Source organism: Sulfitobacter sp. DSM 110093 (assembly GCF_022788715.1).
Taxonomy (GTDB): Bacteria; Pseudomonadota; Alphaproteobacteria; order Rhodobacterales; family Rhodobacteraceae; genus Sulfitobacter.
In genome coordinates, this window is the sequence record NZ_CP085167.1 from 3214409 (window position 1) to 3226179 (window position 11771).

Sequence of the window (11771 nt, forward strand, 5' to 3'; positions counted from 1 at the left end):
GGCAGAACGGTCTTCATTGTCGGGGAAGTTGGCGGCTGTATACTGGCTCAAACATCATAAGGGAAGACCCAATGCGGCCACTGCGCGCCTGTCTGCTGATCCTCGGGCTGCTTGCCCCCATCGCCACGCTGGCCGAAGGGGAGCGTTCGGGCGAATTCGACTACTACGTCATGTCCCTGTCCTGGTCACCAAATTGGTGCGAATTGACCGGCGATGCGCGCCAGTCCCCGCAATGCGATGCGGATAAGGACCACGGCTGGACCCTGCATGGGCTTTGGCCACAGTTCACGCGCGGGTATCCGTCCTATTGCCAAAGCGGCCAGCGCCCGCCCAGCCGCGCACAGACCGGGGCGATGGCCGATATCATGGGCACCGGGGGCTTGGCGTGGCATCAATGGAAGAAACACGGCTCTTGCAGCGGGCTGGACCCGGCAGACTATTTCGCCCTTTCCCGAGAGGCTTACGAACGCATCAACCGCCCAGAGGTGTTTCGCAAGCTGGACCGTACCGTTGCCCTGCCAGCCGCCGTCGTCGAACAAGCATTCTTGAAAGCAAACCCCGATCTGACCGCTCAAGGGATTACCATCACCTGTAAACAAGATCATATTCAAGAGGCACGCATCTGCCTCTCGCGCAGTCTCGACTTCATTCCTTGCGGTCCGGATGTGCGACGCGATTGCAGCCTTGATAACGCTCTGTTCACCCCCCTGCGCTAAAGCATCGAGACAGCTATTCATGTGAAAGCGGGAGAGGCATAATTTCCTCCCCCGCTATCAATTGCCTTACGGCTCTCTCTCCAACACGGGTGATGGCGTCCCATTCCGTGCCTAAAGTAAACGAATTACTTCTTAACAATTCGTTACTGTCTCAACCTTTACTCATCTTCTTCGGCGCGCAGCTCTCCACCCACTGTCAAGACGATCTTGCCGATATGGCCACTGGCTTCCATCCGGCGGTGCGCGTCGTTTGCCCCTGAAAGATCATAAGTGCTGTCCATCACCGGGGCCACGCGCCCAGCCTCCAACAGCGGCCAGACGTTTTGCAGCAATTCCTCTGCAATCCGCGCTTTGGCTAGGTCACTTTGCGGACGCAGGGTCGATCCGGTCATGGTCAGGCGGCGGGTCATCAGCGTGACAAAGTTCACCTCCTGCTTGGCGCCCTGCAGGAAAGCGATCTGCACCAGCCTGCCGTCCTCGGCCAAAGCCTTGAGGTTGCGGTTGATATAGCTGCCGCCCACCATGTCGAGGATCACATCCGCACCGCCCTCGGCCTGCAGCACGTCAACGAAGTCCGTATCCCGATAGTTGATCGCCACTTCGGCACCCAACTTCATGCAAGCGGTGCATTTGCTATCCGTGCCCGCGGTAACGAACACCCGCGCGCCCAAGATGCGCGCTAGTTGAATCGCGGTCGTGCCGATCCCGGAAGAGCCGCCGTGGATCAGCACTTTCTCTCCGGCCTTGAGCCCGCCCCGCATGAAGAGGTTGGACCAGACGGTAAAGAAGGTCTCAGGCAAACAAGCGGCTTCTTTCAGCCCCATCCCTTCGGGGATCGGCAGGCAATGCGCGGCGGGCGTCGCCACATACTCGGCATAGCCGCCACCGGGCAGCAGCGCGCAGACCAGATCCCCCGGTGCCAGTGTCGTCACCCCAGGCCCGACCTCGACGACCTTACCCGACGCCTCCAGCCCCGGCAGATCGCTGGCGGTGGCGGGGGGCGCGTATTTGCCCGCACGCTGAAGCGCATCAGGACGGTTCACCCCGGCATAGGCGACCTTGATGATAACCTGCCCGTGTTTCGGTTGGGGCCGGGGGCGGGTCGTGCCTTGCAGAACGTCCGGACCGCCGGGTTCGGTGATTTCGATTGCACGCATGGTCTGTGTCATGTCTGAAGTATCCTCGGGTCTGGTTTTGCCGCAGCCTAACGGGCGCCCCGGGGGCATGCACCCGGAATTTCCACCCCAGAACCGGAGGGAGGCTCAGATGGCTGTAGAGAATAGATTTGCTTGGGCCGAAGGCGCGCGGCTCTTCGCCGGGGTTCAGGAACTGCTCCGCCCGCCTCTGGGCAACAGCGACACCTTCCGCCCCCTGCCCGCAACGCCGACCGTCGACGCTCTCGCGGCCCTTGGCGCCGCCATCACCCAACGCGCACCCTTCTGCCTGAGTGACCGTCCCTTGCCAGAAAGCCTCACCTGCCCGCCCGGTGCTTTCCTGACCCTAACTGGCGGGGCGTCTGGCCTGCCCAAAGCAGTCCGGCGCAGTCAGAGATCGTGGACCGCCAGCTTCGCGGTCAATGCAGATCGTTTCGCCCTGCGCAGCACCGACAGTGTCGCGGTGCTGGGTCAGCTCAGTCATTCGCTCTCGCTTTATGCCGTTTTGGAAGCGCTGCATTTGGGGCTTGATACCCATGTCTTGGCTCAGCACTCCCCTCGGGCTCAGGCGGCGCGCATCTCGAAGGTCGGCGCGACCCTTATCTACGCCACACCGACCCAACTGCGCCTGCTCGCACGCGGGGCCGCCGCGCCGCTACCTTCGCTTCGGCTGGTGCTTTGCGGGGGCGGTGCGCTGGACGCGGCAACTAGGGCTGCGGTAGAGACCCTCTGCCCCAACGCGGCGCTGCATGTTTTCTATGGCGCTGCCGAGACGAGCTTTATCACTCTTGCAGATGCCGGCACCCCCGAAGGATCAGTCGGCCAGCCCTACCCCGGTGTAGAACTGCGCCTGCTGGATGAGAAAGGCCGCCCCACATTTGGTGTAGGCGAAATCTGGGTGCGCAGCCCCTATCTGTTCGACGGTTATGCATTGGGCGACAGCCCCGACACCCGCTGGCACGATGGCTTCGTAACCGTGGGCGAAATGGGCGAACTTGACGCCAACGGACAGCTTTGGATCAAGGGGCGGCGGCAGCGCATGGTGCAGATCGCAGATCAGCTTGTCTTCCCCGAAGCGGTCGAGGCAATGATCGCCGCGCGGGAGGGCACGGCCTGCGCCGTTCTGCCGCGCGCTGACCCACTGCGCGGCCAACAACTGGTGGCGGTGGTCGAAGGCCCAGAAATCCGCGCACAGGCCGAAAAGATCATTGAGACCTGCCGCGCGGAACTCGGCCCTTTGGCCAGCCCCCGGCGCGTTTATTTTCGCCCCGACCTACCGCTGCTCCCCTCCGGCAAGCCTGACCTGTGCGCCCTCTCAACTTGGCTGGAGACACAATCATGACCTGCGCCTACATCGTTGCCGCCTGCCGCAGTCCGGTCGCACCGCGCGACGGGGCGCTGTCGCATCTATCCCTGCCCGACCTCGCCGCCCCAGTGCTTCGCGCTGCACTGTCTCGCGCCGGGCTGACGCTTGAACAGATTGATGAGGTGATCTGCAGCACCGCCATTGGCCCCGGTGGTAACCCTGCGCGCAGCATTGCGCTGGCAGCGGGACTGCCACAGCATGTGGCGGGCCTTAGCATTGACCGACAATGCGCGGGCGGGCTGGATGCGCTGGCGCTGGCACGACAAATGATCCTGAGCGGTGCCGCAGAGGTGGTCGTCGCGGGAGGTGCTGAGAGCTATTCCCGCCAGCCACTGCGCTATCGTACATTCCCCGATGGCCGCCCGCCCGAAGCCTACATTCAAGCGCCCTTTACCCCGTGGCCAGAACGCGACCCCGAAATGGCGCATGCCGCCGCAGAACTTGGCTTGTCACAAGGCATCGCCCGCCAAGCGCAGGATGATTGGGCGGTCGAGAGCCATGCAAAAGCCCGCGCGCATTTGCCAGCGGAAACAGAGCTGGTGCCGCTGGCGGGGACCGAAAACGATACATTCACCCGCCGCCTTACCCCCGCGCTCTGCCGCCGCGCCAGAGTGCTGACTGGGGACATCACCGCCGCCAATGCCGCCGTTGCTGCCGACGCGGCGGCCTTTTGCATCGTGGTGTCAGAGCGTGTGGCGAGAGACATCACCGCACCAAAGGTCGAACTTCTTGCCACGGCTACAAAAGGCGGCACGCCCGAAGAGCCGGGGTTGGCACCGCTAATGGCGATTGATGATGTGCTTCGGCAAAGCGGGCTATCTGCGGGTAGTCTTGATGTGACCGAAATCATGGAGGCCTACGCCGTGCAGGCCATCGCTTGTGTGACTGGCGCAGGGATTGCGCCGGGGATTACAAACCTCGGCGGGGGGGCGCTGGCGCGCGGGCATCCCATTGGCGCTTCGGGGGCGATCAATGCGGTGCGGCTCTGGCATGAGTTGGTGGCGCGCGGCGCAGGCACAGGGCTGGCGGCGATTGCTGCGGCTGGGGGGATCGGCTGTGCCGCATTGATGCGGCTGTAGCGGCCCGTCCCCGATGTGAACGGGCCGATTGTGTTAGCTGCGCGACAGCAGACTTGCAGGGCGCGCCTTGGCCAGACCAGAGGTGATGAAACCCGCCAGCACGGCCTTGATAAGGTCACCGGGGATAAAGGCTTGGACCAGCAAGGTCGCCTCAGGCAGGGTTTTGTTCAGCGTCATCATCATGCCGAAGATGCCAAAGGCATAGACCACAAGGATACCACCCAAGACAGCGGAAACCCCGGCGGCCAGACCCACCGGCGCACTGCGCCACTGGTCCATGATAAAGCCTGTTACGAAAGCACCGATCGGGAAACCAACGAGGAAGCCCACGGTTGGCGACGCAAAGACGCCCAGACCGCCACGGCCCCCAGCCAGAAGCGGTAGACCAAGAGCAACCAGCGCCACAAACAGCAACGCTGCAAGACCACCGCGCCATGCGCCCAGCACCGTGCCACAAAGCATGACGCCCAGCGACTGCGCTGTGATCGGCACGCCGAAGCCAAGCGTGAATTTCGGAATCAAGCCCAGTGCCGCAATCAGCGCGGCGAAGAGGGCGATCATGGTCAGATTGCGTTCCATTGTGAGGGTCCTCGGATTAAAGTTTCCATTGCCTAGGCCAGCACCCTGCCTCGGTCAAGCATTCAGAGCCCGCCGCGCGCGCGCAGCGCTTCGGCCACATGTTCGGCGTCGTCGATGGCCAAAACGGTAAACGGCATAATAATCCGCCACCCCGGTCGCTTGCGCGACCGTGCCCGCCACGCCAAAGACAGCATCTGTCCCTTGGCGGCCAACACCGGGGTAAAGCGCACCACCAGCGCCACGGCCAACTCAAGACTGCGGGTGCGCAGCCCAAAGCGCCGCAGCGGTGTGGCCAGCCAGCGCACCACCGCCATCATATCGCTGAGTTTCGTGGTCATGGTGACAAGGTTCGCCAGCCCCACGGCGGTGATCATGCGCAAGACGATAACAAGGCCCGCCACAGCATCACGGGTCAGCACATGCCACAGCAGAATCAGCGCAACAAAGGGCCAAAGCAGCCGCAATCGCCCCAGCCCGACCCGCAGAAACGCCCGGCCCGGCAAAGCATAGAGCAGCAGCATCCCGGCGCAGAACCCAATCTGCCAGACCGGTTCCTCTACCGCAAAAAGCACCAGCGTCGCGAGGCAGAGCGCGCCCAGTTTGCCCCCCGCAGGCCAGCCATGGGCGCTGGTTTCAACCGGCGAGGTCAGAGAGATCATCGCTCGCCCCCAGTTCCTTCATGCGCGTCTCAAAAGCGCGCAGCACCGGGCGCGCGCTGCCCTGCTGGGCTACTTCACCGCCCTCCAGCCAAAGAATGTGCTCGTATCCCGCCACCGCCGCTGGATCGTGGGTGATATGCACCAGCGTCAGGTCCAGCCCTGCCAAGACCCGCTCAAGATGCAGCCGCGTGGGGATATCGAGCCCGGCAAAGGGTTCGTCCAACACCAGCACCCGTGGTTGCATCGCCAGAACCGCCATGAGACAGACTAACTGCCGCTGCCCCTGCGATAGCTGATGGATCGACGCCTGCGCCCAATGCCGTTTGTTGAACTGCCCAAGGATCGCGGCCGCGCCCCGCGCAGCCTGCGCCTTGGTCTGGCCCATCTGAAGCAGACCGAAAGCAATTTCTTCTTCCACGGTGGGAAAGATGATCTGATGGTCGGGGTTTTGAAATAGAATGCCGACAGCGCCAATCGCCCGGCGGCGGTCGTGGGCCACGTCGATCCCGCTGATCCGCACCTGCCCCTGATCTGCCGCCACCAGCCCTGACAGCACCCGCGCAAAAGAAGTCTTGCCGGAGCCGTTGCGCCCGACAATACCTATCCGCGCCGCATCTGATTGCAGGCTTACGCCGCGCAACACCGGCACCCCGCCGGGGGTGTAGCTAATATCGTCAATGGCGATGAGCGGAAGTGTCGGGCTGGTCATCGGGGGCCTGTGTGAAACCGGGTGCCCTGCCCTACCATCTGGTGCGCGGGCGGGGAAGCCCGCTGTCGGTCCGAACCTTACCTCAGCTTGGCGGAGTCCAACGGCCCGGCAGATCCGCGGCACGCTGCCCGCGCGGCGCTTTGATATGGCTCAGCAACCAGTTCGGCCCGGCCATCAAGCGGCTTAGCGTCGGGCTTTCGCGCACCTGCGCCTTGAGTTTTTCGATCTGCATCACATCATCAATTCGGCGATCAAGGAAAGACCACGTCGCCTGATGCCCCTCGCTGCTATCGCCAAGCCAGTAGAGCAGCGTGGCAGAATAGACCCCCGACAGTGTGGCCCGTTTGCTGTACCAATTTACATCGTCCGAGGTATCGCCAAGCGCGGTCCAGATATTATCGCAGGTTTCCCAAATCAGCCCAGCCCCTTCGGGCGCGTGGTGCGGCAGGGCAAACAGCGTGCTGCCCCGGCGGATCACCTCGCGGTCGCCCGCCTCTAGCCGCAGACGAAGTGCCTTGGCGATACGATCTCGAAAGCGAAGGTCTGACAGATCGGCCTCGGCCAGCCCTTCCAACATCTTGGCATCACCGCGCCGGTGATAGGCCACCGCCAAATCGACAGAGCCGCGCGGGCAGACCGCGCGCGCCAACGCGGGGTCGATCCCGGCGTCCTTGATCGCGGCATTGAAGGTCGCAGGCGACCAGCCGTCAAACGGCACATGCATCACTGCGGCATCAAGCAGTTGGTCCTTTGGGTCGGCCTTGGGCGGGGTCATGGCGGGCTCCTATCGGGGCGTGATGGGGTGGACAAAGGAGATATAGGCTGTTATAGGCCCATTTCCTGCAATTCCTTGCAACTTTATCCTAGAAAGGTGGTGACAACCACATGCAGGTTAGTGTTCGCGACAACAACGTCGATCAGGCCCTTCGGGCTCTGAAGAAAAAGCTACAGCGCGAAGGCGTTTTCCGTGAAATGAAGCTCAAGCAACATTTCGAGAAACCGTCCGAGAAAAAAGCGCGCGAGAAAGCTGAAGCGATCCGTCGTGCCCGTAAACTGGCACGGAAAAAAGCGCAACGCGAAGGTATGATGTAAATCATTCCCGCGACACGCAACAGATATAGAACCCCCGGTGCCGATGGCAGCGGGGGTTTTGTTTTGTGGGGTACTGGTTACAGAGCCGGGCAGCGCCAGACCGCCGGGATGGTGCCCGAAACTTCAGCATTTGGGCAATTTATGGCAACAGTAATCGCCCTGAGATCGCGGGACGGCACTACCTAGCAAAAGCACCTGCCCGTCGCACCAGAGGTGCGCATTTGAATGATGGCACGCCTCTGGCGTGACGGTCGGTCTGGCGCTGCCCGGCGGGCATACGCCCTTGTTTCCGGGCCGATGTGCAACGGTCGACCGATGTACCTTCCAGCTACACCGGCAGCGCCGTCGTCTTGCATACTGTCCGCAACGCGAAACTCGACTGCATCTGCGCAACCCCCGGCAACCGCGCCAAATGCTGGCGATGGATCCGCGCGAAATCCTCGGTATTCTCCGCCACGATCTTAAGCAGATAGTCCGCCGTCCCCGCCATCAGATGACATTCCAACACATCGGGAATGCGCGACACAGACTTCTCAAAGGCCTCTAACACCTCTTCGGCCTGCGCCTGCAGGGTGATCTCGACAAAGACTGTGGTCGGCATATTCAGCTTGCGCGGGTCCAGCAGCGCTACGTAATCGCGAATATAGCCTTCCTTCTCCAACCGCTGCACCCGGCGGTGGCAGGCCGATGGCGACAAATGCACCACCTCTGACAATTCGGCGTTGGACATCCGCCCATTACGCTGCAAAGCGCGCAGAACACGTCGATCAATCTCATCCAAGGCCATATGCGCAATACTTTCGCGTCGAATTTCTTTCCTACGCAATGATATTCGATTACCGCCCAGCTTGGCGACCCCAAATTCGCAACGATATGCACGGCAGATATGATAGTTCTGTTCCACTACGGAGGAGGAGTGAACCCCATGAAAATCGGATGCCCCACAGAAATCAAACCGCAGGAATTCCGCGTCGGCCTGACGCCCAATGCCGCACAAGAAGCCATCGCCCACGGGCATGAGGTTATCGTGCAGGCCGGGGCCGGAGTCGGCGCAGGATTCGAAGATGCGGATTACACCGCCGCAGGCGCAACCATCATCGACACGGCCGAGGAAATCTTTGCCAGCGCCGACATGATCGTCAAGGTGAAGGAGCCACAGGCGGGCGAACGCAAGATGCTGCGCGAAGGGCAATTGCTCTTTACCTATCTGCACCTTGCCCCCGACCCGGATCAGACCCACGATCTGCTGGCCTCGGGCTGTACCGCGATTGCTTATGAGACGGTGACCGACCGCAACGGCGGGCTGCCCCTTCTGGCCCCCATGTCCGAAGTTGCAGGTCGTCTGGCCCCGCAAGTCGGCGCTTGGACGCTGCAAAAGGCCAATGGCGGACGCGGCGTGTTGATGGGCGGCGTGCCCGGTGTTGGCCCCGCCAAGGTTATGGTCATCGGCGGCGGCGTCGTCGGCACCCATGCGGCACGCATCGCCGCAGGCATGGGCGCGGATGTGACCGTGCTTGACCGCTCGCTCCCCCGGATGCGCTACCTCGATGATATCTATGGCGGCACCTTCAAGACCGCCTATGCCAGCGCGGGCAACACCATCGAACTGGCGCGTGAGGCCGATATGATCATCGGCGCAGTGCTGATCCCCGGCGCGGCGGCCCCCAAACTGATCAGCCGCGCGCAACTGTCCGAACTCAAACCCGGCGCGGCGCTGGTCGACGTGGCCATTGACCAAGGCGGCTGTTTTGAGACATCCAAGGCGACCACCCACCAAGACCCGGTTTATGAGGTCGACGGCATCATGCACTACTGCGTGGCCAACATGCCGGGCGCCGTGGCGCGCACCTCGACCATCGCGCTTGGCAATGCCACCATGCCCTTCATGCTGGCACTGGCAGACAAAGGTTGGAAGCAAGCCTGCGCAGATGATCCGCACCTCAAGGCAGGTCTTAACGTTCACGCGGGCAAGCTGACCTATGCCGCTGTTAGCGAAGCGCTTGGGATCGACAGCATCACCGCCGATCAAGCCATCGCAGGCTAAACCCTACCCCATATACACAAAAAGGCCCGCCAATCTGGCGGGCCTTTTCATTCCGCAGACACCGCTTAGCGGGTCTTCAATGAATCCCGAATTTCCAGCAAAACATCAAGCTGCGACGGCCCTGTTTTGACCTCAGGTGCCACTTCGTCAGGCTTTTCCGCTGCAGCTTTCACGCGGTTCACAATCTTCACCAACATGAAGACGACAAAGGCGATAATCAAAAAGTTGATCACGGCCATCAAGAACGAGCCATAGGCAAAGACCGACGCCCCAGCTTCGCGCGCCTGCTCTAGCGATGCATTGGCGGGTACATCCCCCGACAGCACAGCATAGTTATTGGTGAAATCCACCCCGCCGGTGAAAAGCCCGATGATCGGGTTAATCAAATCAGCCACCATGGATGACACAATCGCCGTAAAGGCCGCACCCACGATGATACCAACAGCCATGTCCATGACATTGCCCTTGGCGATGAAGTCTTTGAATTCTTGAATCATTGTGTCTGTCCCTGTTCTAAGCCAGCCGACTGTCCCGCCGCCATAGACCAATAGTGCGGGCTGACAAAGAAGGCGGTCAATCGTTGATTTAAGCGTGAAGCGGCAAAATTGCCGCTTTCTGCGGTGTTAAGCGCGAAAACAAACGCGCATCAGCGCCCCGTCAGCGCCGAAATCGGTCGTGAGCCGCCCATTAAGCTGCTCTGTCGCCGTAGACATCAGCATCCGTCCCAGCCCGGTGCTGTCGGCCCCTGCGACCGTACCGCCATGCCCACGGCCATTGTCGCGACACTCTAACAGCCAGCCATCCGTCTCAACCTGCCTGCGCAGAGAGATCTTGATCTCTCCTGCCCGGTCTTCGGGAAATGCGTGTTTGATCGAGTTGGCCACAAATTCGCTGACAATCATCCCAACCGCCGAAGCCTGCGCCGCTTGCAACTCGCCCGGATCGGCCTCGCAGAAGATGGTTACATGACCCGGCGCGCCAGCGGCGAGCAGCTTGCTCAACTGCTCAAGGTAAGAGGCGGCCTGCACCTTGCTCTTGCCGCCCTGCCCCATCAGTTCGCTATGCAGCGACGCCACCGCGCCAAACCGGCGTTCAACAAGGGCAAGCACATCCTTGGCGTCAGGGTCTTGCACCTTGCGCGTCGCCATCCGCAGCAGCGAAGCGATGGTCTGGAACGAGTTTTTCACCCGGTGATCCATCTCGGCACGCAGGGCTTCTTCGATGCGGATCTTCTTGCGCAACTCAAGTTGCATCATCACGTGACGCGACAGGGTTTGCAGCGCCTGGCGTTGAAAATCTGTCAGGGTACGGGGCTTGGTATCCAGCACACAAAGCGTACCAATCGGCTGGCCGTTCGGCGCGACCAGCTTGGCCCCTGCATAGAACTTTACCCGTGGGTCACCGACATAGAGGGGATTATCCACCGTTCGCGGATCGGCCCCCATGTCCGGAATCTCGGTAAAGTCGCCATCGAGAATGGCATGAGAGCAAACCGATTGATCCAGCGTCGTCTCTTGCGGTTCAAACCCGACGCGCGCTTTGAACCATTGCCGCTTTTCATCCACCAAACTGATGAGAGAGACAGGCGTTTCGCAGATCTTCGATGCAAGGTCGACGATATCGTCAAAATCAGCTTCAGCTTCGGTATCAAGGACATTGTAGGAATGCAGCGTCTCTAGACGTTCGTCCTGCTCCGAGGGCGTGTCAGCTAAAATGGGCCTTCTCCTTCCAGTCTTGACCCGCCGCGCAGCCGCGGCGCGGATCGGATATCGCCTGCCGGTTGGGGTACATCAGGGCCAACAAACCCGCAGCACCTGAAGGTTTAGCCCAGAAACCACCGCCGTCCAGCAGTTAGACCGGATCGATTCGGTCATTTAGCCTTGATAAACGTTAATTTTCAAAGCGACTAGCCTGCTGCGGCGTCACCCAGCCAGCGCACCGGTCAACACATAGCGCAGGATCGCAACAACCTGCGCAGGCTCACTGGCCACGGCAAGAGCTGCTGCATCGACCTCTTTAAGCGCATGCGCATGATCTGCGCTGTGTAGAATGATCAGTGACTTGCCCAAGGCAGCGGCATAGCCCGCATCAAAGGCCGCGTTCCACTGTTTGTACTGATCGCCAAAGCGCACCACGACCACATCCGCCTCGGCAATCGCCTTGCGCGTGCGGATCGCGTTGATCTGCGCGCCTTTGCGGTCGTGCCAAAACTTGTCCTCCTCAGCGCCAAGGATCGCCACGCCGCAATCGTCGCTGGCGGCGTGGTCGGTGATGGGCGCCGCGAAAGTCACGTCGAGCCCTTGGGCCCCCGTAATGATCTGTTCGCGCCAGTCGGTATGGATTTCACCAGAGAGGTAGACTTTCATCGTTCCA

The 11771-nt window shown here is 61.4% G+C and carries 14 protein-coding genes; 5 read left to right on the forward strand and 9 right to left on the reverse strand.

The genetic code is table 11. The annotated features are described in order from the left end of the window. Nucleotides 1–71: 71 nt before the first annotated feature. Entirely contained in the window at nt 72–716 is a 645-nt protein-coding gene (locus DSM110093_RS15660) for a ribonuclease T2 (RefSeq protein ID WP_243265940.1), read from the forward strand. A gap of 158 nt (nt 717–874) precedes the next feature. Here DSM110093_RS15660 and DSM110093_RS15665 read toward each other — a convergent pair whose 3' ends face one another. Continuing rightward, nucleotides 875–1885, reverse strand: a complete 1011-nt coding sequence (locus DSM110093_RS15665) for an NAD(P)H-quinone oxidoreductase (RefSeq protein WP_243265941.1) — start codon at nt 1883–1885, stop codon at nt 875–877. Nucleotides 1886–1982: 97 nt separating this feature from the next. Here DSM110093_RS15665 and DSM110093_RS15670 point away from each other — a divergent pair, with 97 nt between their 5' ends. Continuing rightward, nucleotides 1983–3212, forward strand: coding sequence for an AMP-binding protein (locus DSM110093_RS15670; RefSeq protein WP_243265942.1), 1230 nt, complete (start codon nt 1983–1985; stop codon nt 3210–3212). Next, the gene (locus tag DSM110093_RS15675; RefSeq protein ID WP_243265943.1) at nt 3209–4315 is read left to right on the forward strand and encodes a thiolase family protein; all 1107 of its coding nucleotides are present in this window, start codon (nt 3209–3211) and stop codon (nt 4313–4315) included. The genes DSM110093_RS15670 and DSM110093_RS15675 overlap by 4 nt, the downstream gene beginning before the upstream one ends. Before the next feature lie 33 nt (nt 4316–4348). Here the strand turns inward: DSM110093_RS15675 and DSM110093_RS15680 are convergent, their stop codons facing one another. From DSM110093_RS15680 to DSM110093_RS15695, 4 genes are all read right to left on the reverse strand, one after another. Continuing rightward, complete coding sequence (locus DSM110093_RS15680) at nt 4349–4894, reverse strand: biotin transporter BioY (RefSeq protein WP_093927351.1); 546 nt, start codon at nt 4892–4894, stop codon at nt 4349–4351. 62 nt (nt 4895–4956) lie between these two features. Next, nucleotides 4957–5553: an energy-coupling factor transporter transmembrane component T gene (locus tag DSM110093_RS15685; protein WP_243265944.1), complete on the reverse strand. Its 597-nt coding sequence runs from the start codon at nt 5551–5553 to the stop codon at nt 4957–4959. Next, complete coding sequence (locus tag DSM110093_RS15690; protein ID WP_243265945.1) at nt 5528–6262, reverse strand: ABC transporter ATP-binding protein; 735 nt, start codon at nt 6260–6262, stop codon at nt 5528–5530. Before DSM110093_RS15690 ends, DSM110093_RS15685 begins: the two co-directional genes overlap by 26 nt. Before the next feature lie 82 nt (nt 6263–6344). Further along, nucleotides 6345–7037: a COQ9 family protein gene (locus tag DSM110093_RS15695; protein WP_243265946.1), complete on the reverse strand. Its 693-nt coding sequence runs from the start codon at nt 7035–7037 to the stop codon at nt 6345–6347. A 110-nt stretch (nt 7038–7147) separates the two neighbouring features. On the opposite strand from DSM110093_RS15695, the gene rpsU reads away from it, so the two are divergent. Then, nucleotides 7148–7354: a 30S ribosomal protein S21 gene (gene rpsU, locus DSM110093_RS15700; RefSeq protein ID WP_007118112.1), complete on the forward strand. Its 207-nt coding sequence runs from the start codon at nt 7148–7150 to the stop codon at nt 7352–7354. A 328-nt stretch (nt 7355–7682) separates the two neighbouring features. Here rpsU and DSM110093_RS15705 read toward each other — a convergent pair whose 3' ends face one another. Continuing rightward, nucleotides 7683–8141 (reverse strand): Lrp/AsnC family transcriptional regulator, encoded by a 459-nt coding sequence (locus tag DSM110093_RS15705; RefSeq protein WP_243265947.1) that lies wholly within the window; start codon nt 8139–8141, stop codon nt 7683–7685. Nucleotides 8142–8279: 138 nt separating this feature from the next. Between DSM110093_RS15705 and ald the strand changes: the two genes are divergently transcribed. Continuing rightward, entirely contained in the window at nt 8280–9398 is a 1119-nt protein-coding gene (gene ald / locus DSM110093_RS15710) for an alanine dehydrogenase (RefSeq protein ID WP_243265948.1), read from the forward strand. 65 nt (nt 9399–9463) lie between these two features. Here ald and mscL read toward each other — a convergent pair whose 3' ends face one another. The 3 genes from mscL to DSM110093_RS15725 form a co-directional block, all read right to left on the reverse strand. Continuing rightward, nucleotides 9464–9895: a large conductance mechanosensitive channel protein MscL gene (gene mscL, locus DSM110093_RS15715; RefSeq protein ID WP_093927357.1), complete on the reverse strand. Its 432-nt coding sequence runs from the start codon at nt 9893–9895 to the stop codon at nt 9464–9466. Between the two features lie 126 nt (nt 9896–10021). Continuing rightward, nucleotides 10022–11161, reverse strand: a complete 1140-nt coding sequence (locus tag DSM110093_RS15720) for a histidine kinase dimerization/phosphoacceptor domain -containing protein (protein WP_347568643.1) — start codon at nt 11159–11161, stop codon at nt 10022–10024. Nucleotides 11162–11320: 159 nt separating this feature from the next. Further along, on the reverse strand, nt 11321–11764 hold the full coding sequence (locus DSM110093_RS15725; RefSeq protein WP_093927359.1) for a YtoQ family protein: 444 nt from the start codon (nt 11762–11764) through the stop codon (nt 11321–11323). Nucleotides 11765–11771: the final 7 nt, after the last annotated feature.